Here is a 24751-nt window from a genome sequence, read left to right as displayed (position 1 = left end):
CTCAGGCTCCCAGGTAGCCGCGCGACTGCGCGAGCTTCAACGCGGCTTCGCGCGCGCCGGCCGCATCGAGCGGGCCGTTGACGAGCCCGGCCTGGCCCCGCACGATCCGGTCGCCGGTGATCGGCACCAGCCGCACCGACTTGGTGACGCCCGGCTCGAAGCGGACGCCGAGTCCCGCAGGACGATCGATCTTCATGCCCCAGGCCGCGGCGCGGTCGAACAACAGCGCGCGATTGACCTCGAAGAAATGGGTGTGGCTGCGCACCTGGATGTCGCGATCCCCGGTGTTGACGACGTCGAGCGTGACCGCCGGCAGCGCGGTGAACATGTCGATGTCGCCGGAGCCTTCGATGATCTCGCCGGGCACGATCTCATCCGGCAGAGCACCTTCGGCCGGCTGGATCGGCTCGAACAGCGCCATCACCTTGGTGCCCTCGGCGAACATCAGCTCGACATAGAGCATCGGGATCATCTGGGCCACGCCGGGCTCGACGTCGTCGGTGGTGAGCAGCCGTCCCGCCATGTCGCGGATCTCCGCGTAGGGCAGATTGCGGCGCGCCGCGGTCATCACCTCGTCGGTGATGTACGCCACAGCCTCGGGATGGCTGAGCCTGATGCCGAGCAAGCGGTTGCGCCGCGCCATCTGCGCGGCGTTGAAGATCACGAGACGATCCATCTCGGTCGGCGACAGGTTCATCATGGCGCAACCTCTCAGGTCGTGAACATGCGCACGTGCCGCAGCGGACCGCGCGACACGGCGATGTCGATGAAGGGCGTGAAGCTCGACGGCATGGCGTCGTCGTCGGGTGTGTCGTTGAGCAGATCGCCGAGCCGTGCGCGGGCAAGCACGAGGCTGCGCTGCGACTCGATGTGGCCGATCAGGCCGAGCCGCACGGCAGCGCTGACGAGGCCGGTAACGAGGGTCCAACCGGAGACCAGTTCGGCCGCGTCGAGGCCAAGGCCGGCATCGCGGCCGGTGATGGCTTGTACCACCGGCAGATGTCCGAGCCGCGCATCGGTTGAAACGCGGGCACGGTACGCCTGAGACAACGGACCGGCGAGCTTGACCCAGACGCCGAGCAGCGCCCTGCCCGCGCGCCGCGATCCCTCGCGCATCTCGGCCGACGGTGTGGTTGCCTCGGCAAGGCGATCCACGGCGGCGATCGCGGCAATGTCGTCGGCGTGCCAGGCGCGGCGCAGCAAGATGCGATCCATGCTGGCCCAGCGCTGCGCGAGGTGATCGGCAATAACGCCGTCGAGGTCGGCGCGACCGGACAGCAGGCCGTCGGCCGCGAGGCCTTCGATGCCCCAGGAGAACGCAAAGCCGCCGGCGGGAAAGGCACTGTCGCCGAGCTGCAGCAGCGCGAGCGCCTCGCCGCGGTCAAACATGATCGCGCTCCACAACCTCGCCGGCATCGAGCAGCGGCTGTATGCGGGCGCGATAGGTGTCGAGCGGGGCATCGAGCAGCACGATCAGATGATCGTCTTCGAAGCGGACGCGCCAGTGCAGGTTGCCGGCGTGCCAGCCGAGCTTCAGCGCACAGGCCGGATCGCGCGCGCGCAGGCGCCAGACCTGCTCCTCACCGAAGCGGGCGATGATCGCGCGATCGGAATCGAGATGCAGCAGCGCGCCGTCGACAAGCTGTTCGTCGCGATCGAGGCTGACGGCGCAGTCGGTGCCGCGATCGGTGGTCAGCCGGAAGCGCTTGCGGCCGGCATCCTCCGGCGGCACGAACAACAGCTCGATGCAGCCGTGGTGCTCCAGCGTGTGGAGCTGCCGGGCATAGGCCTTGTCGTCGGCGCGTCCAATGATGCCGTGCAGACGGAGCATCGGCCTTGTTCCTCTCGTTGATGTCTTCGCCGTCATTCCGGGGCAGCCCGTCAGGGCTGAACCCGGAATCTCGAGATTCTCAGGTGGGCAATTGCGCACCCTAGTTCGATGCTGTCGCATCGCGCCGGAATGACGGGTGGAGACGGCGATGCCTCGATCTCGCGGCAAGCCCATCCCGCCACTGCGCCCTCGTCCTGAGGAGCCAGCCGCAGGCGGGCGCCTCGAAGGACGATTGTTCACTCGCCTCTCGCGGCCAACTACCGCAGCGTCGCCGAGACCTCCTGCGAGGTCACCAGGATGACCTCGCCGTCGAGGATCGGCTTGGCGATGCCGAAGAAGGTCGCCACCGCAGCGGAGCCGTTGTGGCGGTCCATCGCGGCCTTGTCGGCGAAGCGCTCGTAGGTCGTGAACAGACCGGGCTCGGTCTCGCTCTGCGAGATGAAGAACCCGATCGTCTCCGGCTCGGAGGCCGTGACATGGGCCGCGACCGCAACGAGGGCATCGCGCATCGTGGCCTCGTGTCCCTCCTTGGCCCTGATGACCGCGGTGATGGTGATCATCAGAACGTCTTCCAGTCGCCGTCGGCCTCGAACGCGCTCGCCGCCTGGTAGATCGTGGACTCGCCATAGTCCTTGCCGATCAGCATCAGGCCGACCGGCAGGCCGTCCGACAAGCCGCACGGCAAGGTCATCGCCGGATGGCCTGTCACGTCGAACGGGCTGGTCGTCGCGGTCATCTCGAAGGCGCGCTGCACGACCTCGGCGAGCGGCGCGTCCTTGGCCGGGATCGGCGTCGCAACGCAGGGCAAGGTCGGCATCAGCAGGAGATCATAGGAGCCGAACATCGCATCATAGGCCGCCTTGGCTTGAATCGCGATGTTGCGCGACTTGGCGTAGTAGCGGCCGCGGTAGTGCTCGAGGCCCCACTGCCCGACCAGCATGGTCAGCTTCAACGTCACCGACAGATCGTCGGCGCGCGTGCGCCAACCGGAATGCGCATCGAGCAGGCCAACGTCATACAGGCCCTTCCAGTTGAAGCCCATGCCGTTGCCGAGCATCATCTGCACCAGGAAGCCTTCGAGCGTGATCGGATTCCACGCCGCCAGCGCATGCATGTGCTCGGGGATCGAGACCTCGGACACCGAGGCGCCCAGCTTGGCGAAGCGCTCGGCGCCGGCCTTGACCTTGCTGACGACGCCCTCTTCCATGTTCGGCGCGCTGAAGCCCTCCTTGAGCACGCCGATCTTGAGGCCCTTGACGCCCTTGCCGAGCGCCTCGGTGTAGGCGGAGACCTTCGGCGCATATTGCCTGGGATCGAGCCCGTCGGCGCCGGCCAGCACTTCGAGCAGCAGCGCATTGTCGGCAACCGACTTGGTCATCGGTCCCGTGTGGTCGATCGTCGACTCGATCGGCATCACGCCGGTGTAGGGCACGAGACCGTGGGTCGCCTTCATGCCGTAGATGCCGCAATAGGACGCGGGGATGCGGATCGAGCCGCCCTGGTCGCCGCCGATGGACATGTCGACCTCGCCGGCCGCCACCAGCGCGGCGCTACCCGAGGACGAGCCGCCGGCCGAATAGCCCATCTTCCAGGGATTGTGCACCGGCGCGGGATTGGAAGTGTGGCTGCCGCCGGACAGGCAGAAGTGCTCGCACACGGCCTTGCCGACGATGGTGCCGCCGGCATCGAGGATGCGGGCGACGATGGTGGCATCGGCGGCGGGAATGAAGCCTTCGAGCGTGGTCGAGCCGTTCATCATCGGCACGCCGGCGAGCGCGACGTTGTCCTTCAGCACCACGGTGCGGCCTGCGAGCTTGCCGCCCGATGCGCCCTTGACCTCGGTCTTGATCGCCCAGGCGTTGTACTTGTTCTCCTTCGCCGGCGGCTTGGCGCCGGGCGTGCGCGGATATTTCACCGGCGGCAGCGGGTTCGGCAGCTCATCGATGATGTCGTACTGATCGAACATGCCGCCCATCAGCGACAGATATTCGGCGGCCTCCTCGACCGTCATGTTCATGTGCAGGCTGGCGGCGAGATCGGCGACTTCCTCGGCATTCGGGCGTTTGATGGACATGAGTCATCCTTTCTTGTGAGGACAAGCTGGGCAGAGACAGCAAATTGTCAGTTCAATGGGCCGGCGCTCGCGCGCCGGTACGGGCTCTAGCTCGGGACCATCTGACCTTCCCGGGCCAGGAGAGTCTCACGGTCGAGTTCCTCGGTGATACGCCCCTTCTGGATGTGCAGGATGCGGTCCGACAACGACGTGATGAATTCGAGGTTCTGCTCGACCACGATCAAAGACATCTTCCAGCGCGACTTCAACGCCAGCAGCGTCTCGATGATCTCCTCGATGATCGAGGGCTGGATACCCTCGGTCGGTTCGTCCAGCAGGATCAGCCTCGGCTTGGTGCAGAGGCAGCGCGCCAGCGCCAGCAGTTGCTGCTCGCCGCCGGACAGCGCGCCGCCGCGACGATCGAGCAGACGGACCAGCCGCGGGAAATCCTGCAGCACGGCATCGATGACGCCGCGATCTTCCTTGGGCGCGGATGCGAGGCCCATGCGCAGATTTTCCATGACCGACAGGTCCGGGAAGATCTCGCGGCCCTGGGGCACAAGGCCGATGCCGAGCCGGGAACGCTCATGCGGCTTCAGATGCGTGATGGTCTTGCCCGCGAACACGACCGAGCCGTCGGTGGTCGGCAGATGCCCCATCAGCGTGCGCAGCGCGGTGGTCTTGCCCATGCCGTTGTGACCGAGAATTCCGAGATACTCGCCATCGGCCACGGTCATGTCGATGCCGAACAGGATCGGGATCCGGCCATACCCGGATTTGAGACCCTTGACCTCGAGGAGCACGCTCATGCGGCCACCTTCTTGCCGAGATAGACGTCGCGCACGCGCTGGTCGGCGAGCACCTTGTCGACGGTGTCCTCGACCAGCACGCGGCCCTGGTGGAACACGGTCACGCGCTTGGCGATCTGCTTGATGAACTCCATGTCGTGCTCGACCACGACAATGGCGCGGGTCTGGTTGATCTCGCGGATGATCGCAGCGGTGTGGAAGGTCTCCTCGTCGGTCATCCCCGCGGCGGGCTCGTCGAGCAGGATCAGCTCCGGCTCGGCGGCGAGCACCATGCCGATCTCGACCCATTGCCGCTGGCCGTGCGACAGGGTGGCGACGATGCTGTCGGCGTAGTCGGTCAGCCGGATCATCTCGAGCACGGCATTGACCGCCGGACCCTGCTGGCGCGGCGTCGCCTTGCGGCGCACCGCCATCCAGATGTTCTCGCGCACCGACAGGCCGTTGAACACATTCGGGACCTGGGTCTTGATGCCGATGCCCATCCGCGCGATCTCGTGCGACAGCTTGCCCGCGATCGGCATGCCGCGGAATGCGATGCTGCCCGAAGTCGGCACCAGTTGTCCGGTCAGCGTCTTGAAGAACGTGCTCTTGCCGGCGCCGTTCGGGCCGATCAGGCAGCGCAGCTCCATCTCCTGAAGCGTGAAGGTGATGTCGTCATTGGCGACCACGCCGCCGAAGCGCATCGTCAGGTGCTCGGCCTTGAGCAGAGGAACCAGGTCCGCCATGTCATTCGGCTCCTGCGGGATGCGGCGCCGCCGCTGGCTGCATCGGGGGACCGTTGGTCTTCTTCCTGTCCGGCATCAGACGCATCACGAGATCGCGGGCGGTCGGCACCATGCCCTTCGGCAACAGCAGCACGAAGATCACCAGCACGCCGCCGAGCACGAGGTTGGAGTTCAATAGCTGCTGCGAGCCGATATAGGCGACGATGTATTCGATCACGACGCAGCCGATGATCGGACCGAGCAAGGTGCCGAGACCGCCGACCGTGATCCAGATGATGATCTCGGCCGACAGCGACAGGCTGAAGATGGTGGGGCTGACAAAGGCGCCCCAGTTGACGTAGAGCGCGCCGGCAAGACCCGCGATCGCGCCGCCGAGGATGAAGGTCAGGCACTTCACGAGCCGCGGGTCATAGCCGAGCAGCGAGGCCCGCACCTCGTTCTCACGCACCGCGACGATGACGCGCCCGGCCGGCAGCGCCAGCAGCAGCCGCAGCAGCAGGAACACGCCAAGCAGCACATAGGCTGTCGTCCACCACGACTGCTCCGGCGACAGCACGGTCGACGGATCGAACGGCATGTTGAAGGTCGGCACCGCCGGCATGCCGTTGAAGCCGCCGAGCAGCGCCTTGCCGATCTTGTAGGCATCGCCCGAGGTCGAGTTGACCGAGTTGAACAGGATCAGGGTGACCGTGAGCGTGATGACGCCGAGATAGACGTCGGAGATGCGGCCGAAGAAGATGAAGTAGCCGAGGATCGCCGCGAAAAGCGCCGGAATCACGATGGCCAGCAGGATCGCAGGCGTCGAATCCTGGAAATTGATGGCCGCGATGGCATAGGCATAGCCGCCGAGGCCGAAGAAGGCGGTCTGCCCGAACGACAGGATGCCGCCATAGCCCCAGATGAAGGCGAGGCTCAGCGCCAGCACCGACATCGCGGCAAACAGCGTCAGCTGCATCAGGGCGAACAGCTCGATCACGCTCGGCACGATCGCAATCGCCACGATGGCAAGGACGATCGCACCCATCTGGCCCGCAAGACGGGAGTGCTTGGGCATCACAGGTTCCCCTTGAAGAAGCGCCCGGAGATGCCCTGCGGCAGCAAGCGGATCAGCACGATCGCGGTGGTGAAGACGATGACCTCGCCATAGACAGGCGTGGTGAAGTAGGCGCCGATCTGGTTGACCGAGCCGAACAGGCTTGCCGCGGACAGCGTGCCGGAGAGGATCGCCGCGCCGCCCCCGACCACGGTCATGAAGGCTTTTGCGACATAGGCACCGCCCATCACCGGGGTGATGCCTGACACCGGCGCCAGCAGGCCGCCGGCGAGGCCCGTCACGGCCGCGCCGAGCGCGAAGGTGCTCATGTAGACGCGGGCCGGATTGACCCCGAGCGTGGCCGCCATCGCCGGGTTCTGCATCGTCGCGCGGGCGACCAGGCCGAAGCGGGTGTAGCGCATCACGCCGTAGATGATCGCCATCATGACGGCCGCCATCAACGCAAGGAACAGCGTGTAGTAGCTCGACTGGTAGGATCCGATCGAGAAGCCGCCGAGCGGCGTCGGCACGCCCTGCTGGGTGTTGCCGTAGATCGTCGTGACGATCCCGATGATCAGGAGGCTGAGGCCCCAGGTCGCGAGCATCGAATCGACGAGGCGGCCGTAGAGAAAGCGGATCAGGCAGCGCTCGATGACGAGGCCGACGATGCCGACGAACAACGGCGCGATGATCAGCATCGCGATCCAGATGTTCACCCCGGCATTCGCCGAAATCACCGTCGCATAGGCCCCTAACATGATGAACTCGCCATGGGCGAGATTGATGATCTTCATCATGCCGAAGATGATCGCCAGTCCCAGGCACAGCAGGAACAGCGAGGAGATTCCATTGAGGACGTCGAGCGCGAGGATGACGTAGATCGCCATGCGTCAGGTCTTTCAGGGCAGTCCAATGAAACCGGGTCCCGTCGGATGGCGGGACCCGGCAGGCGTCAGAGATTGATGATGTACTGCTTAACGTCGTTCGGGTTCTTGACGAGGTCGCAGACACCAGCGGTGTCGGCCGGCTTGGCGTCGGTGTAGGTTTCCAGCACTGACCATTTGCGTTCCTTCACCTCGGCAAGGAACGCATTGCGGACCGTGTGATGCGTCGGCTTGTCCAGCGAGACCTTGCCGCTCGGACCATCGAAGACGAGGCCGCTTTCGAGCGCCTCGATCACCTTCATCCGGTCGATGCTGCCAGCCTTCTTGACGCCCTCGGCCCAGAGCATCACGCCTTCATAGGTGCACGAGGCGAGTTCGCTGATATAAGGCGAATCCGGATGCGCCTTCTTGATCTTCTCGACGAAGCTCTTGGAGGCCGGCGTGGTGAGTTCCTCGAAATAGCCGTAGGCGCCGATGATGGCGTCGCTCTCGGCGGCATCGAGCGTCGAGGGCTCGTTGACGAGGCCGAAGGTGGTCGAGGCGATCGGGATCTTCCCCTTCATGCCGGCCGCGGTCCACTGCCGGTAGAACGCCGTATGGTTGCCGCCGACCAGCGCCGACAGGATGAGGTCGGGCTTGGCCGCCTGGATCTTCGAGATGGTGGAGCCGAAATTGGTGACGTCGAGCGGGAAGAAGTCGGTCGAGAGGATCTCGCCGCCATTGTCCTTGCAGTATTTGGTCATCCACTTCGCGGTGATCTGACCGTAATTGTAGTCGGCCGCGATGATGTAGGCCTTCTTGCCGGATTTCTTCATAGCACTCGGCACAAGCTTCTCCACCGTCTGCGCCGGCGTCGTGCCGGTGCAGAAGGTGTTGCGGTCGCAAACACCGCCTTCGTACAGCGTGTTGTAGAAGTACAGCACCTTGAAGCGGTCGAAGGTCGGCCGGATCGCCTCGCGCGAGGCCGAGGTGATGCCGCCATGCACGACGTCGACCTTGTCCTTCACCGCCAACTGCTGGGCGTATTGCGAGTACATCTGGATGTTGGACTGAGTGTCGTAGTGGATCACCTTCAAGGGTCGTCCGAGCAGGCCGCCCGCGGCGTTGATCTCCTCAACAGCAAGCTGCAGCGCATAGACCATCGGCGTGCCGGAGGTGCCGATGGGACCGGACTGGTCGTGCAGGCTGCCGACCGTGATCGGGTTCTCGGCCGCGAGCGCACCCGAGCGCAGCACGGCGGGTGCCGCGATCAATGTCGAGGTCGCGATGGCCGAGCGTTGCAGGAAACGACGTCGGGAGAGAGTCATAAAGGTCCCCATGGGTTGATGATGCCGGTTCATGATCCGCGATAAGTTTAAAATGACAATATTTGAAAAGGCAAGTGTTTTTAGGAAGCGCCCTGCGCGCTAGCGCGACGCGACGACCGCGAAGTCGTAGCCGTCCAGCTCGGCGAGATGGATCGGGTGGCGTCCGCCAACCACCGGCTGCGCCTCGTTGCCGCGCGCCGTGCGCCGCTGCAGCGTGCGTCCGTAGAAGCGCCTGAGGTTGCGGGCGTCGAAGCTCTCGGCGCGCTCGATCAGAGCGGCGAGCGCGTGAATCCCTTCGTAGCAGGATTCGCCGTAGCCGTTGGGCGGGGGCGGATTGTCGCCGAATGCCGTGTAGTAGCGCTCGAGGAACGCACCGTTGTTGCGCGACCGCAGCGAGGCGAAATAGCTCGACGCCACGTAGACGTTCTCGGTCTCGCCGCTGTCGAGTCCGTAAACGATGGTCTCGTCGAAGGCGGACGAGAATCGCAGAACGTGGCGGCTGAGGCCGGCGGCGCAGAAGGCGCGGCTGAAGGCGATGCAGTCGAAGCCGAGAAAGACCGGCAGCACCACGTCGCTGCGCGTCGTCTTGATGCGGTCGAGCATCTCGTCGTAATCGTGGATGCCGACCGGCACGTAGCATTCGCCGGTCACCGTGCCGCCGAAGCGCGCGATCAGCCGCTTGGCGATCTGCAGCGACGAGCGCGGCCAGATGTAGTCGTTGCCGCAGAGGAAGAAGCGCCGGGCGCGCTTGACCTCGGAGAGCCACTGCACCGCCGGCCCCAGCAACTCGCCAGCGGTCTCGCCCGTGGTCATCACGTCGCTGTTCGCCGACAGGCCTTCGAACTGGGGCGTGTAGACGAACGGCACGCGGCCGCGCGCGGCTTGCGCGACAGGATCGCGCGCGTAGCTCGGCATCATGCCGACGAGGCCGTCGACGGCGAGTTCGTCGACCGCCTCGACCGCAGCCCGGCCCGCGCTGGCGGCGGTCGCGCCGGCGTCGATGACGATCAGCTCGACCTGTCGGCGGCGGATGCCGGCGGCCTGGTTGAGCTCGGTCACGGCCAGCCGCCCGCAGGCTTGGGCGGAGGGCGCCCACAACCCTGCCGAGCCGCGCTGAGGAATGATCAGGCCGATCCGAACGCTGCGCAAACGTGCCGCCTCTGCTGTTGCAGAGGACTTGCACTCACGAATCGTGCCAAGCGCGTTTTGGCGTCATCGGGGTCGTTCGTGTACCAAAGATCGCCGATTTTGGTTCTGGAACCTGACGCTGGTCAAAACATCGGCGCGTCATCGCCCACTCCTTGGGCAGCCGCTGCCGTGGCCTTGATGTCTCACCGTGGCCCGCGACTCACGGCGCGGTGGCGAGCGTCTTGCTCATTGGATAGGAGGCCGCGGTGCCGAACTTGCCGGCGGGCACGCCGACATCGGCGTAGCCGCGGGCAAGATAGAATCGCTGGAGGGAACGCGACGCATTCCGCTCCTGCTACTCGCGCTTGCCCTGCACCCAGCTCTCGAGCATCTGCAGCGCCGAGGCGCGGTCATCGTCGGAGGCCTTGGCGAAGGCGCGGTTGTAGCTCTCCTTGATCCAGGCTTCGTCCGCACCGGCGCTGTCGCGCGCCAAGGTGAGCCACATCAGGCCGCGCGCCGGCTGGCGCGGCAGCCGGTCGCCGTTGAACAGCATCTGGCCGAGCAGCGCCTGGGCCTGATGCTGGCCCTTCTGCGCGGCGAGGCCGAGCCAGCGCGCGCCATAGCGGAAGTCGTCGCGCGAGGCATCCGCCGTCTTCAGGTACATCCGCGCCAGGTCGTATTGGGCGTCGGCATTGCCGAAGTAGGACGCCGCATAGGAGAACATCTCCCGCGCGCGATCCGGATCGGCCTTCACCTTCGTGTTGGGGATGCCGCTCAGGTAATAGCGGCCAAGCGCGACGAAGGCATTGGCGACGATCTGCGCCTGCGGCGCCGACGGACTGTCCTCCGCATGCGCATTGGCGATGCGGCTGAAATAGTCGAAGGCGCGCATGTCATCCCGCGCAACGCCATCGCCAGCCGCATACATGCGGCCGAGCTTGAACTGCGCAACCGGGTGACCTTCCTCCGCCGCGTATTGCAGCGCCGTCAGCGACTGCGTGGGCGACGTGGAGGACGTGGTCGCAGGCAACGCCTTGCGCAGCGCGCCGGCGCCGGCCTGAGCTCCAGCCACAGGGATCGCCGGCTCCTGGTTGACCGGAGCGCCATCGAACGCGAACGATGGCGTCGGCAACGCGAGCGGGGCAACCCCCAGCATCAATGCGAAAATGATCCGATCAGATGTCCGCATAGCAATACTTCTCTTGCGCACCACCTGGGTGAGTCACGGCGCCCGCCACGGCCGGCCCCACCTGCTGGGCATATTTCCAAAGTGCACCTGACGTGTGATGCGTCTCACGCGGCGTCCACTTGGTCTTGCGTGTCGCCAGCTCGGCATCGCTCAACTTCACGTTAAGGATACCCGCCTCGGCGTCGATCTCGATGATGTCGCCATCCTCGACCAGAGCGATCGTTCCGCCGACCGCCGCCTCTGGTCCGATGTGGCCGATGCAGAAGCCGCGGGTCGCGCCCGAGAACCGGCCATCGGTGATGAGCGCGATCTTGCCGCCCATGCCCTGCCCGGTCAGCGCCGCCGTCGTCTGCAGCATTTCCCGCATGCCCGGACCGCCACGCGGCCCCTCGTAGCGAATGACGATCACCTCGCCTTCGCGATAGGTGCGCTTCTGGACGGCGTCAAAGGCGTCCTCTTCCCGATCAAAGCAGCGGGCCGGCCCAGAGAATTTCAAGTTCGACATGCCCGCGACTTTCACGATCGCGCCCTCCGGCGCGAGATTGCCTTTCAGACCGACGACACCCCCGGTTGCAGTGATCGGCTGGTCGGCCGGCCTCACCACGTCCTGGTGCGGATTCCACTTCACGCCTTTGAGGTTTTCGGCGATCGTCCGGCCGGTGACTGTGAGGCAGTCGCCGTTCAAATAGCCATGGTCGAGCAACGTCTTCATCAAGAGCGGAATGCCACCAGCCTCGAACATGTCTTTGGCGACATAGCGGCCACCCGGCTTCAAATCCGCGATATAAGGTGTCTTTTTGAAGATTTCGGCGACGTCGAATAAGTCGAACTTGATGCCGGCCTCGTGCGCAATCGCAGGTAGATGCAGCGCAGCATTGGTCGACCCGCCGGACGCCGCCACAACCGCAGCGGCATTCTCCAGGGATTTTCGCGTGACGATGTCGCGCGGGCGGATATTGGCGGCGATCAGCTCCATGACCTGTTCGCCAGCCGTCATGCAGAACGAATCGCGGATTTCGTAAGGCGCCGGGGCGCCGGCCGAATAAGGCAGCGCCAGCCCGATCGCCTCGGAGACCGTCGCCATCGTATTGGCCGTGAACTGGGCGCCGCAGGCGCCGGCGGATGGACAGGCGACGCGCTCGAGCTCGTCGAGGTCCTCGTCCGACATCGCACCTACCGAATGCTTGCCGACGGCCTCGAACATGTCCTGCACCGTGACCTGCTGGCCGCGAAAATTGCCCGGCAGAATCGAGCCGCCATAGATGAAGATCGAAGGCACGTTGAGCCGGACCATCGCCATCATCATGCCCGGCAGCGATTTGTCGCAGCCGGCGAGCCCGACCAGCGCATCGTAGGAATGGCCGCGAATCGTCAGCTCGACGGAATCGGCGATCGCCTCGCGCGACGGCAGCGACGAGCGCATGCCGTCATGGCCCATCGCGATGCCGTCGGTCACGGTGATGGTGCAGAATTCGCGCGGCGTGCCGCCCGCATGCGCCACGCCCTTCTTGACCGCCTGGGCCTGCCGCATCAGCGCGATGTTGCAGGGCGCGGCCTCGTTCCAGCACGAGGCGACGCCGACGAAGGGCTGGTGGATCTGGGCCGTGGTCAGGCCCATCGCGTAGAGATAAGACCGATGCGGCGCACGCTCGGGCCCTTCCGTCACATGACGGCTGGGCAGCCTGCGCTTGATGTCGGTCTTCGCGTCCATCGCTGTTCTGGCCTCCCGGTGCTGAGGAGAACGCTAAAATCCTAGAAATGGATTTTCGGCAGCCTCACACGCACTGGTTATGTTCTGATCAAAGTATTTCACGACCAGGTGTGGCTAAAAAGCGGCGCGTTTGCGGAGCGCCGGAGATTGTTACCAAAACTTCGTAAACTGTGGCGACGTCGCAACATTCGTGGCCGACGCGCAACCATCCTCGGTTAGCATGGAGAGCGAAAGCTACTCGGGCACCACCCCGGAGGCTCGGATCATCGGCCACCATTTATGGATCTCGGCGCGCTGCAGGGTTCCAAGGGCGGCCGGGCTGCGCTGGTCCGCCGCCGGCACCTGCAACCCCAGGTTTTTCAACTGATTTTTCACATCCGGCTCATCCAGCGCAGCCACCGCGGCCGCATTGAGCGTGTCGACGATCTCCTTGCTGACGCCCTTCGGGAGCCAGAGTCCCGACCACAGGGTCATGTGGAAGCCCGGCAGGCCGGCTTCATCGGTGGTCGGGATCTCGGGCGCGGAATCGAGGCGCTTGGCGTCCGTGACGGCGAAGGCGCGGATCGTGCTGGCGCGGACCTGGTTGATGGCGTTGGAGGTCTGGTCGACGATCAGATCGATCTGGCCGGCGACGAGATCGTTCATCGCCGGCCCCGTGCCGCGATAGGGCACGTATTGCAGCTTGAGGCCGGTGACCTGCTCGAAATAGAGGCCTGCGATGTGGCTGCCGGAGCCGTTGCCCGCCGTGCCGGCCGATACGGGGTTCGGCTGCGACTTCACCCAGGCGAGAAACTCCGGCAGCGTTTTGGCCGGGATGTTGTTCCTGCTGACGATGATCATCGGATTGCTTGGCAGCAGCACGACCGGCTCGAGATCGGCCTCGAGGTCATAGCCGAGCCGGTAGACGGCGCCGTTCGCGACGTGGGTGCCGAGATGGCCGAAGCTCACGGTGTAGCCGTCGGGCTTCGAGCGCACCGCGCGTCCCACGCCGATCGAGCCGCCCGCGCCCGTCACGTTCTCGACCAGCACGGGCTGGCCGAGCGTCCGTTTCATGTGCTCGGCGAGGATGCGCATCATCGCATCCGATGGGCCGCCGGCGGCGAACGGCACGATCACGGTGATCGCGCGCGAGGGGTAGGTGTCGGCGCGCGCTGGCACCGCCAGAGCCAGGCACGCAAACAGCACGGCGCAAAGAGCTCGTCGCATCACGTCCTCCCTTGTGTCGCACGCGCCGGTCACAGACGCGAATGCGTCTGCGCCGGAGCATATGCTCGAGGCCGCGGTGCTGTTTTGTTAGTTAGAACTGCCCGAAGTCGATCGGCTGGTGACGATCGAGCGTCCGGGTGACCGGCGGCAGCGGATATTTAAGTCCTGTCGCGCAATTGAACAGCATGACGCGATCGTTTTTCGTCACGCGTCCGTCGGCCAGGCTCTGCTTGTAGGCAGCATAGGTCGCCGCGCCTTCCGGGCACAACAGCAGCCCCTCCTCGCGCGCGACTTCGCTGAGCGCAGATGAAATCTTCTCGTCATCGACCGCGATGGCGAAACCTTTGCTCTCGCGGACGGCGCGCAGGATAAGGAAATCACCGACCGCCTGGGGCACACGGATGCCGGACGCGATGGTGTGGGCATCCTCCCAGCGCGTCGCATGCTCGACGCCCTGCTCGAAGGCGCGCACCATCGGCGCGCAGCCGGAGGCCTGCACCGCCACCATGCGCGGGCGCTTCGCGCCGATGAATCCAATTCTCTCCAATTCGTCGAACGCCTTCCACATGCCGATCAGGCCGGTGCCGCCGCCGGTCGGATAGAAGATCACGTCGGGCACGTCCCAGCCGAGCTGCTCGGCGAGCTCCAGGCCCATCGTCTTCTTGCCCTCGATGCGATAGGGCTCCTTCAGGGTCGAGGTATCGAACCAGCCGACCTTGGCCTTGCCCTCGCCGACGATCTTGCCGCAATCGTCGATCAGTCCGTTGACGCGGTAGACGGTCGCGCCCTGCAGCTCGATCTCGCTGACGTTCACCTCCGGTGTATCGGCCGGACAGAAGATCGTGGTCTTGATGCCGCAGGAGGTCGCGTAGGCCGCGAGCGCAGCACCGGCATTGCCGTTGGTCGGCATCGCCATGTGCCTGATGCCGAGCGCCTTGCCCATCGACACCGCCATCACCAGGCCACGCGCCTTGAACGAGCCGGTCGGCAGCCGTCCCTCGTCCTTGACGATGATCTCGCCGCCGCCGAGCTTCTTCGAGAGTTTCGGCAGATTGATCAGCGGCGTCATCACCTCGCCGAGGCTGACGATGTCCTGGCATTTGCGCACCGGCAGCAGCTCGCGATAGCGCCACATGTCGGCCGGACGCTGCGCGAGCGCGTCCTTGGTCAGCGCCTGCTTCACGCCGGCGAGATCGTAGCGCACTAGGAGCGGCTTGCCGGCCTTGGACAGGTTGTGGACCTGGTCCGCCGGATAGTGATCGCCCTCCATCGCGCATTCGAGATGGGTGACGAAGGTCGGACGCTCGGTGGTGAGATTGTCGCTGGATTTCACGGCGAGACCTTCTGGCTAGTGTCGTCATTGCCGGGCTTGACCCGGCAATCCATCTTCTTCCTCGAGAGTCATGCCAGGGGTGATGGATGCGCGGGTCAAGCCCGCGCATGACGACGGGAAACGAGACTACATGTTCAGCACGCGGCCGTAGGCGTCGAGCACGGCTTCCTTCATCATCTCCGACAGCGTCGGATGCGGGAACACCGTGTGCATCAGCTCTTCCTCTGTCGTTTCGAGGTTCATCGCCACGACATAGCCCTGGATCAGCTCGGTGACCTCGGCGCCGACCATGTGGGCGCCGATCAGCTGTCCTGTCTTCTTGTCAAAGATCACCTTGACGAGGCCCTGGTCCTCGCCGAGCGCGATCGCCTTGCCATTGCCGACGAAGGGGAAGCGGCCGACGCGGATGTCGCGGCCCTGCTCCTTGGCCTTGGCCTCGGTGAGCCCGACGGAGGCGACCTGCGGATGGCAATAGGTGCAGCCGGGAATGAGGTTCTTGTCCATCGGGTGCGGATGCAGGCCTTTGATCGCCTCGATGCAGACCACGCCCTCGTGCTCGGCCTTGTGCGCCAGCATCGGCGGACCGGCGACGTCGCCGATCGCGTAGAGGCCGGGCACATTGGTCTTGCCGTAGCCATCGATGACGATGCAGCCGCGATCGGTCTTCACGCCCAGCTTCTCGAGCCCGAGATTCTCGATGTTGCCGACAACGCCGACCGCCGAGATCACGCGATCGAACTCGACCGACTCCGTCTTGCCCTTGCCGTCGTCGATCGTCGCCACCACGCTGTCGCTCTTCTTGTCGAGCTTGGTGACCTTGGCCCCGGTCATGATCTTGAGGCCCTGCTTCTCCAACTGCTTGCGGGCAAGGCCTGCGATCTCGGCGTCCTCCACGGGGAGGATCTGCGGCAGCACCTCGACCACGGTGACCTCGGAGCCCATGGTGCGGAAGAACGAGGCGAACTCGATGCCGATCGCGCCCGAGCCGACGACCAGCAGCGACTTCGGCATCTTGTCCGGCACCATCGCCTCGAAATAGGTCCAGACCAGCTTCTTGTCCGGCTCGAGGCCCGGCAGCACGCGCGGCCGCGCGCCGGTCGCGACGATGATATGCTTGGCCTGAAAGACGCCCTCGCCCAGCGCGCCCTTGGGCGCCTCGACATCCGACTTGGTCACCGTGATCTTGCCGGGTGCATCGATCGCGGCGCGCCCCCAGATCACCTGGACCTTGTTCTTCTTCATCAGGAAGCCGACGCCGTCGTTCAGCCGCTTGGAGACGCCGCGCGAGCGCTGCACCACCGCTTTCGGATCGTAGGAGATCTTCTCGGCAGAGAGGCCGTAATCCTTGGCGTGCTGCATGTAGTGATAGATCTCGGCCGAGCGTAAGAGCGCCTTGGTCGGGATGCAGCCCCAGTTCAGGCAGATACCACCGAGGTAGGATTTCTCGATGATCGCGGTCTTGAACCCGAGCTGCGCGGCGCGAATCGCGGCGACATAGCCGCCCGGGCCGGAGCCGATGATGATGACGTCGAAGGATGTGTCGGCCATTACGGCTCCCATTCAACTGAAGCAGTTGGAAATCAGATGGTCGTGGTGCTGCCGACGGAACGTCGCCAGATCAAGGCTCGAACAATTGCCTCCAGCAGCATCAGCACAGCGCAGATCGCGAATCCGGCGAGCACGATTGGCGCCCAGATGCCGCGCGACAGCGCCTCGCCGGAGAAGAAAGCAGAATGGATGACGTCGATCCCGAGCGGGTTGGCGAGCAGCGCGACGCTTACCAGTGCCGTGATCCAGGGCCACCGCGTTCTGATCCGCATGCGCTGGCCCCGTTTGCCATCCCGCTCCGCAAAGCAACATCACACCATCATCATCACGGGATTCTCGATCAGCTGCTTGAACGCGCCGATCAGCTCGGCGCCGAGCGCGCCGTCGATGGCGCGGTGATCGCACGACAGGGTCACGCTCATCATGCTCGCGATCTCGATCTTGCCGTTGCGCACCACGGGCCGCTCCTCGGAGGTGCCGACCGCGAGGATCGTCGCATGCGGCGGGTTGATCACCGCCGTGAAGTGATTGATGCCGTACATGCCGAGGTTGGACACGGCGGTGGTGCCGCCCTGATACTCCTCCGGCTTCAGCTTGCGCGAGCGGGCACGCGCGGCGAAGTCCTTCATCTCGCCCGAGATCGCCGACAGGGTCTTGGTCTCGGCCTTGCGGATGATCGGCGTGATCAGGCCGCCCGGCATCGCCACGGCGACGCCGACGTCGGAATGCTTGTGCTTGACCATGCCGCCTTCGGTCCAGCTGACATTGCAGTTCGGGATCTTCTGCAGCGCCACCGCCATCGCCTTGATGACGAAGTCGTTGACCGAGAGCTTGTAGAGCGGCTTCTTCTCCTTGTCCTTCGGCGCCGCCGCATTGATCTCCTCGCGCGCGGCCAAGAGCTTGCCGATGTCGCAGTCGATCGTCAGGTAGAAGTGCGGGACGTTCTGCACCGATGCGGTCAGGCGCTGCGCAATGGTGCGGCGCATGCCGTCATGCGGGATGACCTCGTAGGAGCCCGGCTCGAACAGCGCCAGGATCTGCTTGTCGGACATCGAGGGCGCGAGCGCGGGCGCCCCTGCAGCGGCGGGCGCTGCTGACGGCGCGGCCTTGAGGCCCTTGCCCGACTTCGCCTCCTCGACGTCGCGCGCGACGACGCGGCCATGCGGGCCGGTGCCGGTGATGCGGACGAGATCGATGCCGGCATCCTTGGCGAGACGGCGCGCCAGCGGCGAGGAGAAGATGCGGGCGTGGCCGTTGACCTGGGGCGCAGCCGCAGACGCGGCTGGCGCAGGAGCCGCGGCCGGCTTGGGCGCGGGCGCAGCGGCAGGCGCAGGCGTGGCGGCAGGCGCCGCAGATGCCGTCGGCTTGGCTTCGGCCTTCGGAGCCGCTGCAGCCGGCGCGCTGCCGGCCGCCTTGACGTCCTCGCCCTCGCCGGCGAGCACCGCGATCACGTCGTTGACGGGTACATCCTGCGTGCCTTCCGGCACCAGGATCTTGGCGAGGGTGCCTTCGTCGACCGCCTCGACTTCCATCGTGGCCTTGTCGGTCTCGATCTCGGCGATGACCTCGCCGGACTTGACCTGGTCGCCTTCCTTCTTGAGCCAACGAGCAAGGTTGCCCTTCTCCATCGTCGGCGACAGCGCGGGCATGAGAATGTTGATCGGCATGATCAGTGACCTTGTTTCGACCTGGGGCTGGTGGTGCCGGTGTCGGTCGGCCGAGCCAGCTCGGCTTCGAACATCTCGACGATGCGCTGCAGCGCCTCGTCTTCGGAATAATCGCTCTCGCGCGCATAGGCGCGCGCAGCATGGCGGGCGACGTCGACCAGGAGCAGCCCCCACACGTCGGGCTCCTCGAAGGCGCGCTGGAAGGCGATCGAGAGCCCGCCATCGAGCACGAAGGCGCGCAACACTTCGGTGGCGTCCTCGCGGCCGATGACGTCCGGCGGCAATGGCTGCTCCTTGGGTCCGGCCATCTGGGCTTTCCCTTAGCGGTAGCAGACGGATTTGGCGGCCTGCACGACCTCCGCCGCCGACGGCAGCGCGAGCTTCTCGAGGTTGGCCGCATACGGCATCGGCACGTCCTTTCCGGACACGCGGACGACCGGCGCATCGAGATAGTCGAAGGCGTGCTCCATGATCCGCGCGGCAATCTCGGCACCGACGCCGCTCTGCGCCCAACCCTCTTCCACCGTGACGGCGCGGCCGGTCTTCTTGACCGAGGCGACGATGGTCTCCGTGTCCATCGGGCGCAGGGTGCGCAGGTCGATCACCTCGGCCTCGATGCCCTCCTTGGCGAGCTCGTCGGCGGCCTTGAGCGCATAGGTCATGCCGTTCGACCACGCGATGATCGTCACGTCCTTTCCGGCGCGCGCGATGCGCGCCTTGCCGATCGGAATCACGTAGTCGTCGAGCTTCGGCACCTCGCCGGAATGACCGTACAGCACCTCGTTCTCGAGGAAGATCACCGGGTTCGGATCACGGATCGCGGCCTTCAGCAGGCCCTTGGCGTCCGCCGCCGAATACGGCGCGACCACCTTCAGACCCGGCACGTGCGAGTACCAGGACGAGTAGTCCTGGCTGTGCTGGGCGGCAACGCGCGCCGCCGCGCCGTTCGGGCCGCGGAACACGATCGAGCAGCCCATCTGGCCGCCGGACATGTAGAGCGTCTTGGCTGCGGAGTTGATGATCTGGTCGATCGCCTGCATGGCGAAGTTGAAGGTCATGAACTCGACGATCGGCTTGAGGCCAGCCATCGCCGCACCGACACCGATGCCGGCGAAGCCGTGCTCGGTGATCGGCGTGTCCATCACGCGGCGGGCGCCGAACTCCTGCAGCAGGCCCTGGGTGACCTTGTAGGCGCCCTGATATTCGGCGACCTCCTCGCCCATGATGAAGACGTCGCCGTCGCGGCGCATCTCCTCGGCCATCGCGTCGCGCAGCGCCTCGCGGATGGTCTGCGTGACCATCTCGGTGCCCGCGGGCACCTCGGGATCGGGCTGAGCGATGCTCTGCGGCGCAGCCACGCCGGTCGGCGCGGGCGCGGCCGGCGTGGCTGCGGCAGGCTCGGACGGCGGCGCCGATTGCGCAGCCTTCGTCTCGGCCGCAGGTGCTGCGGCCTTGCCGAGATCGGCCGCGGTCTCGCCGTCCGCGAGGATGGTCGCAATCGGCGTATTGACCGCGACGTCGGCGGTGCCTTCGGGGATCAGGATCTTGCCGAGCGTGCCCTCGTCGGTCGCCTCGACCTCCATCGTGGCCTTGTCGGTCTCGATCTCGGCGATCACGTCACCCGACTTGATCGCCTCGCCTTCCTTTTTCAGCCATTTGGAGAGATTGCCCTTCTCCATCGTGGGCGACAGCGCAGGCATCAAAACTTGAATTGGCATATCAGCTCCGGACAAAACAGCGTCTGCGCTTAACGGTAAACGTCGGTGTAGAGCTCGGCGACATCCGGCTCGGGATCGGCCTGGGCGAAATCGGCGGCCTCGTTGACGATCTTGCGCACGTCGGCATCGATCGCCTTGAGATCCTGCTCCGTGACCTTGGCCGCCAGCAGGCGGTTGCGCACCTGCTCGATCGGATCCTGGTCGTGACGCACCTTCTCGACTTCCTCGCGGGTACGATACTTGGCCGGGTCGGACATCGAGTGGCCGCGATAGCGATAGGTCTGCATTTCCAGAATGTACGGACCCTTGCCCTCGCGGCACCACGCGACGGCCTTCTCACCGGCAGCCTTCACGGCGCGGACGTCCATGCCGTCGACCTGCTCACCCGGGATGTTGAAGGAGATGCCGCGCTTGGAGAAGTCGGTCTGCGCCGAGGCGCGCGACACGGCCGTGCCCATCGCATAGCGGTTGTTCTCGATAACGTAGATCACCGGCAGCTTCCAGAGCTCCGCCATGTTGAAGCTCTCATAGACCTGCCCCTGATTTGCCGCGCCGTCGCCGAAATAGGCAATGCTGACCGAGTCGTTGCCGCGGTAGCGATTGGCGAGCGCGAGGCCGGTGCCGAGCGAGACCTGGGCACCGACGATGCCGTGGCCGCCGAAGAAATTCTTCTCCATGCTGAACATGTGCATGGAGCCGCCCTTGCCCTTGGAGTACCCACCGCGGCGCCCGGTGAGCTCGGCCATGACGCCCTTGGCATCCATCCCGGTCGCCAGCATGTGGCCATGATCGCGATAGCCGGTGATGACCTGATCGCCCGGCTTCAGCGCCATCTGCATGCCGACGACCACAGCCTCCTGCCCGATGTAGAGGTGACAGAAACCGCCGATCGCACCCATGCCATAAAGCTGACCCGCCTTCTCCTCAAAGCGACGGATCAGCAGCATGTCGCGCAGTGCAGCCAATTCCTGTTCTCTGGTGAATTCCGGCGGCGGGCCGTTGTCTCTGTCCTGCCCTTGTTCCTTTGCGGCGGTTTTCTTGGGTGCGGCCATGGCAATTCCGGATGAGAGAAAAAGTAGCTCTCTCTAGCTCAACTCCAAGGCACGTAAAAGGACTGCGTGAATTGCGGTTCATTTTGCTTTGCCGCACTGCAAACGAGCGCGAAATAAACGAATGCTGATGAGCGCGTTTTTGAAATTCCTGACGCCACGGCCTGCTAAAGTTTAGGCACCGCGGCGAAGGGACACGCGTCACTGCGGCCGATTGATCCGGATCAGATCACGCGGGTTGGCATAGCCGAGCTGAAAACGGGCGCGTTCATCGAGCATGTCGGGATCGACCCGGTCGGAGCGCAGCAGCAATACGCGCTTCTCACCCTCCGCCCGCTCCTGCTTCAACCGGGCGAGCTCGGAGGTGAGCGCAATGATCTCCTGGTCGAGCTCCTGACGCGCGGTCAGGCCGTACCGGCCGGTATAGGCGTTGATGCCGAAATAGCCGATGATGGCGGCCGCCATCGTGTAGAGGGCTAGCCCGGTCAGGAAGGATTTGAGGCGCGCGCGGGAGACCATGGCCCGAGAATGCGGCGCCCCCGGTTAAGGAAACGCTAACCCTGAGCCCCCGCCCCGCTGCCCGCTCAAGTCCGATAGGCGGGCTCCTCGGCGTCGAGCGTCCGCTTGATCGCTTCGAGATGCAGCCGTGCCGATTCCGCATCTCCCTCCCGCATCTGGCGATAGGCGGCCTCGGCGATGTCGGGCGCCACCGGCACCACCTTGCGGCCGGTCGACAGCGCCAGGCACTGAACCTGGCAGGCGCGCTCGAGATAATAGAGATCATCCCAGGCTTCGGCGATGGTCGGCGCCAGGACCATGACGCCGTGATGCTTCATGAAGACGATATCGGCATTACCGACAGCCCCGGCGATGCGGTCCCCCTCGCGCGCGTCGAGCGCCAGCCCGTTGTAGTTCGCGTCGACGGCGGTTCGTCCATAGAATTTCAGCGCCGTCTGCCCGGCGAAGATCAGCGGATCGCCTTCGGTCATCGAGAGCGCGGTGGCATACGGCATATGCGTATGGAACGCGACCTTGGCGCGCGGCAGCGCCTTGTGGATGCGGGCGTGGATATAGAACGCGGTCGCCTCCGGGCGGCCGTCGCCGGCAATGACGTTGCCGTCGAAATCGCAAACCAACAGCTTCGAGGCCGTCAGCTCACGAAAGGCATAGCCGTAGGGATTGACGATGAAGAGGTCGTCATAGCCGGGCACCAGCGCCGAGAAGTGGTTGCAGATGCCCTCCTCGAGCCCGTGCCGCGCCGCCATCCGGAAACAGGCCGCAAGGTCGATCCGCGCCTGCCAGACGGCCTCCGAGTCGAGATCCGGCTGGTTCGGGCCGGGCTTCGCCGACGACGCGGGTGTGAACGAATGGGCCATCGTGCTTCCTTGGCAATGCGCATCCTTGCGCAGGTCCGGCGTTGCCTTGAAACGGATCGGGCAAGGCGCGTCAACGCCCTGCCCGCATCATACCCGTCATGCAGTTGCCGACCGCCGCAGGTGGACGCGGCGGCGGCGAACGCGATCAGCCGTTCTGCTTGGCCACGAAGGCGGCGAAGGCATCCAGATATTGCTGCAACACCGTCTTGAGCGAATCCTTGACCAGCTCGCCCTGGGCGTCGAAGGCGTCGCCGACCCCATTCAGGTAGATCTCCGGCTGCCCCATGACCGGGCCCGAGATGCCCGGCATGATGTTCTGCAGGTGCTTGGCCGCCGCGACGCCGCCGAGCGGACCCGGCGAGTTGGCGATGAGGCCGACCGGCTTGCCCAGGAACGAACTCTGCCCATAGGGACGCGAGGCGATGTCGATCGCATTCTTCAGCACGCCGGGAATCGAGCGGTTGTATTCAGGCGTCAAGATGAGCACGCCGTTCGATGCCTTGAGCTTCTCCCGCAGCGCGAGCCAATCGGCCGGCGGATTGGCTTCGAGATCCTGGTTGAAGAACGACAGGCCGTTGAGCGTGGTGACGTCGATCTTCAGGCTGACCGGCGCCAGCTTGGCCAGGGCTTTGGCGATCTTGAGCGTGAAGCTCTCCTTGCGGAGACTGCCGACGAGGGCGACGATCGAATAGGGTGCAGGCATGGGGAGGTCCTTTGAGGAGCGGCGTGTGAGGGGCACTTAAAGCGCTCCGGCAGGAACATGCAAGTGCATGAAACAGGCATCCCGCGAAACACTGCGTTTCGTCGCAAGAGGCGCTCGATGACCCCGCCCGCCTGCCGCTTCCCTCGGGCTCAACCGGTCTCTTTGAGGTGACGGGTGAATTCCGCCACCGCCTGATGCGTCAGCCAGATGGCCTGTCCGTCGACCGGCTGCGCCCATGACGAGACCTTGGCGATCACGATGTCGTTGGACGTATCCACGAACAGGTTCTGGCCGTGAATGCCCATCGCGAACATGAGCTGCGGCTGGTCGTTGATGACGTACCAGCCGCTGCGATAATGCATGTTGCGGCTGATGGCGGCAAAGCTGTCGCGCCACTGCCCGTCGCGCCACGCCTGGGCGTCGCCATTGTGCCTGATGTCGTCGAGCCAGGACGGCGGGATGATGGTGTGCGAGCCGCGCCGGCCGCCTGACAGCACGAGCTGGCCGAGCCGCGCAACGTCGCGCAGCGTGGCGCAGAGCCCGCCGGTGCAGCGCGGCGCGCCCTTGCGGTCGAGAGTGATGAAGGCCTCGCCGCTCGCCCCCATCGGCTTCCACAACAGTGTGCTGACGAGGCTCGCGAAGCTGCGGCCGGTGGCCCGCTCGATCGCCCAGCCGAGCAGATCGGTGTTGGCGGAGACGTAGCTGAACGGGCCGCCATGCGGCTTCGCCTGCGCGCGCATCGTCGCGAAGAACTCGTGCAGGTTCGGCGACGTGCGAGGTGCGACCGGCTCCCAGCCGGCGGCGTCGGCATAGGCCTGCAGGCCGGCGCCGTCGAACACGACGCCCGCACGCATGTCGAGCAACTGGCGGATCGTGGCGCCGCGATAGGCCGTGACCGCCACTTCCGGCACGTAGCGCGTGACCTCGGCGTCGACGTCGAGCTCGCCGCGGCCGGCCAGGATGCCGGCCATCAGCCCGGTGATCGACTTGGTCGCCGACATCAGGATGTGCGGCGTGTCGCGGTCGGTGCCGCCGTCATAGTGCTCGAACACGATGCGGCCGTCGTGGAGGATCAGGAGCCCGTCCGTCGCCGTCGCTTTCAGGAATCCGTCGAGATCGAGCGTGCCGCCCTTCGGCAGGCGCAGGCTGAACTGATCGAAGGAGATCGGACTTGCCGGCAGCGGCCACGCGCTGCCGGGCGCGCTCTCGATGTCGGCGACCGGGAGGATCGACCGGATGTTGTGGAAGGCCCAGCGGCTGAACGGCGCGGAGCGCCAGTTGGAAAGATCGGCGCTGGAAGCTGAGAGATCGGTCGACATGCAAGGCCCTGCGGACATCCCGGGAGGTTCGACATAGGCGCTCGCGCGAGCCGCGGAAAGCCCGACATTTCGCATATGCAAAAACGAGCAGGCCGCCCGAAGGCGGCCCCCTCTCTCCTCCGTCATTGCGAGCGAAGCAATCCAGGGCTCGGTTGTGACTCT

Annotated in this window: 25 protein-coding genes; all 25 read right to left on the bottom strand. The window is 65.4% G+C overall.

The annotated features are described in order from the left end of the window. Position 1: 1 nt before the first annotated feature. Positions 2 to 700, bottom strand: coding sequence for an urease subunit beta (ureB, locus tag QW881_RS15780; protein WP_315756672.1), 699 nt, complete (start codon positions 698 to 700; stop codon positions 2 to 4). Between the two features lie 11 nt (positions 701 to 711). Continuing rightward, a complete protein-coding gene (locus tag QW881_RS15775) occupies positions 712 to 1389 on the bottom strand; it encodes an urease accessory protein UreF (protein WP_316158526.1) in 678 nt (225 codons plus the stop codon). Beyond that, positions 1382 to 1831 carry an urease accessory protein UreE gene (gene ureE / locus QW881_RS15770; RefSeq protein WP_316158525.1) on the bottom strand — a complete coding sequence of 150 codons (450 nt, stop codon included), beginning with the start codon at positions 1829 to 1831 and terminating at the stop codon, positions 1382 to 1384. The genes QW881_RS15775 and ureE overlap by 8 nt, the downstream gene beginning before the upstream one ends. Before the next feature lie 257 nt (positions 1832 to 2088). Beyond that, the gene (locus tag QW881_RS15765; RefSeq protein WP_316158524.1) at positions 2089 to 2391 is read right to left on the bottom strand and encodes a putative quinol monooxygenase; all 303 of its coding nucleotides are present in this window, start codon (positions 2389 to 2391) and stop codon (positions 2089 to 2091) included. Then, a complete protein-coding gene (locus QW881_RS15760; protein WP_315780131.1) occupies positions 2391 to 3905 on the bottom strand; it encodes an amidase in 1515 nt (504 codons plus the stop codon). The genes QW881_RS15765 and QW881_RS15760 overlap by 1 nt, the downstream gene beginning before the upstream one ends. An 86-nt stretch (positions 3906 to 3991) precedes the next feature. After that, the gene (locus QW881_RS15755) at positions 3992 to 4693 is read right to left on the bottom strand and encodes an ABC transporter ATP-binding protein (protein ID WP_315756677.1); all 702 of its coding nucleotides are present in this window, start codon (positions 4691 to 4693) and stop codon (positions 3992 to 3994) included. Then, positions 4690 to 5418, bottom strand: a complete 729-nt coding sequence (locus tag QW881_RS15750; RefSeq protein ID WP_315711676.1) for an ATP-binding cassette domain-containing protein — start codon at positions 5416 to 5418, stop codon at positions 4690 to 4692. The genes QW881_RS15755 and QW881_RS15750 overlap by 4 nt, the downstream gene beginning before the upstream one ends. 1 nt (position 5419) lies before the next feature. Then, positions 5420 to 6472, bottom strand: a complete 1053-nt coding sequence (locus QW881_RS15745) for a branched-chain amino acid ABC transporter permease (protein ID WP_315756678.1) — start codon at positions 6470 to 6472, stop codon at positions 5420 to 5422. Next, complete coding sequence (locus QW881_RS15740; protein WP_315738172.1) at positions 6472 to 7338, bottom strand: ABC transporter permease subunit; 867 nt, start codon at positions 7336 to 7338, stop codon at positions 6472 to 6474. The genes QW881_RS15745 and QW881_RS15740 overlap by 1 nt, the downstream gene beginning before the upstream one ends. A 65-nt stretch (positions 7339 to 7403) precedes the next feature. Further along, on the bottom strand, positions 7404 to 8642 hold the full coding sequence (locus tag QW881_RS15735) for an ABC transporter substrate-binding protein (RefSeq protein ID WP_315738173.1): 1239 nt from the start codon (positions 8640 to 8642) through the stop codon (positions 7404 to 7406). Positions 8643 to 8741: 99 nt separating this feature from the next. After that, entirely contained in the window at positions 8742 to 9791 is a 1050-nt protein-coding gene (locus QW881_RS15730) for a substrate-binding domain-containing protein (protein ID WP_316158523.1), read from the bottom strand. A gap of 334 nt (positions 9792 to 10125) precedes the next feature. Beyond that, entirely contained in the window at positions 10126 to 10842 is a 717-nt protein-coding gene (locus tag QW881_RS15725; RefSeq protein ID WP_409997702.1) for a tetratricopeptide repeat protein, read from the bottom strand. A 103-nt stretch (positions 10843 to 10945) separates the two neighbouring features. After that, a complete protein-coding gene (ilvD, locus tag QW881_RS15720; protein ID WP_315774988.1) occupies positions 10946 to 12670 on the bottom strand; it encodes a dihydroxy-acid dehydratase in 1725 nt (574 codons plus the stop codon). Positions 12671 to 12904: 234 nt separating this feature from the next. Continuing rightward, positions 12905 to 13876 (bottom strand): tripartite tricarboxylate transporter substrate binding protein BugD, encoded by a 972-nt coding sequence (locus tag QW881_RS15715; RefSeq protein WP_316158522.1) that lies wholly within the window; start codon positions 13874 to 13876, stop codon positions 12905 to 12907. 91 nt (positions 13877 to 13967) lie between these two features. Then, a complete protein-coding gene (locus QW881_RS15710; RefSeq protein WP_315756681.1) occupies positions 13968 to 15209 on the bottom strand; it encodes a threonine synthase in 1242 nt (413 codons plus the stop codon). 126 nt (positions 15210 to 15335) lie between these two features. Next, positions 15336 to 16757 (bottom strand): dihydrolipoyl dehydrogenase, encoded by a 1422-nt coding sequence (gene lpdA / locus QW881_RS15705; protein WP_315756682.1) that lies wholly within the window; start codon positions 16755 to 16757, stop codon positions 15336 to 15338. A 32-nt stretch (positions 16758 to 16789) separates the two neighbouring features. Then, a complete protein-coding gene (locus QW881_RS15700; RefSeq protein WP_315756683.1) occupies positions 16790 to 17029 on the bottom strand; it encodes a hypothetical protein in 240 nt (79 codons plus the stop codon). 39 nt (positions 17030 to 17068) lie between these two features. Beyond that, complete coding sequence (locus QW881_RS15695; RefSeq protein ID WP_315756684.1) at positions 17069 to 18424, bottom strand: pyruvate dehydrogenase complex dihydrolipoamide acetyltransferase; 1356 nt, start codon at positions 18422 to 18424, stop codon at positions 17069 to 17071. A gap of 2 nt (positions 18425 to 18426) precedes the next feature. Further along, positions 18427 to 18732 carry a DUF5076 domain-containing protein gene (locus QW881_RS15690; RefSeq protein WP_015666657.1) on the bottom strand — a complete coding sequence of 102 codons (306 nt, stop codon included), beginning with the start codon at positions 18730 to 18732 and terminating at the stop codon, positions 18427 to 18429. A 12-nt stretch (positions 18733 to 18744) separates the two neighbouring features. Continuing rightward, positions 18745 to 20142, bottom strand: a complete 1398-nt coding sequence (locus tag QW881_RS15685) for a pyruvate dehydrogenase complex E1 component subunit beta (protein WP_315756685.1) — start codon at positions 20140 to 20142, stop codon at positions 18745 to 18747. 29 nt (positions 20143 to 20171) lie between these two features. Further along, positions 20172 to 21194 carry a pyruvate dehydrogenase (acetyl-transferring) E1 component subunit alpha gene (pdhA, locus tag QW881_RS15680; RefSeq protein WP_315756686.1) on the bottom strand — a complete coding sequence of 341 codons (1023 nt, stop codon included), beginning with the start codon at positions 21192 to 21194 and terminating at the stop codon, positions 20172 to 20174. Between the two features lie 198 nt (positions 21195 to 21392). Further along, entirely contained in the window at positions 21393 to 21710 is a 318-nt protein-coding gene (locus QW881_RS15675) for a septum formation initiator family protein (RefSeq protein ID WP_315738186.1), read from the bottom strand. Between the two features lie 65 nt (positions 21711 to 21775). Continuing rightward, positions 21776 to 22567, bottom strand: a complete 792-nt coding sequence (locus tag QW881_RS15670) for an aldolase (protein WP_315756687.1) — start codon at positions 22565 to 22567, stop codon at positions 21776 to 21778. 145 nt (positions 22568 to 22712) lie between these two features. Beyond that, entirely contained in the window at positions 22713 to 23270 is a 558-nt protein-coding gene (locus QW881_RS15665) for an NADPH-dependent FMN reductase (RefSeq protein WP_315756688.1), read from the bottom strand. Between the two features lie 149 nt (positions 23271 to 23419). Then, positions 23420 to 24589 (bottom strand): serine hydrolase, encoded by a 1170-nt coding sequence (locus QW881_RS15660; RefSeq protein ID WP_315756689.1) that lies wholly within the window; start codon positions 24587 to 24589, stop codon positions 23420 to 23422. Positions 24590 to 24751: the final 162 nt, after the last annotated feature.

Origin of the sequence: Bradyrhizobium sp. SZCCHNS3016, assembly GCF_032484535.1 — a bacterium.
Taxonomy (GTDB): Bacteria; Pseudomonadota; Alphaproteobacteria; order Rhizobiales; family Xanthobacteraceae; genus Bradyrhizobium.
Note: the sequence above shows the minus strand (reverse complement) of the source record. Positions and strands in the feature narration are given on the sequence as shown.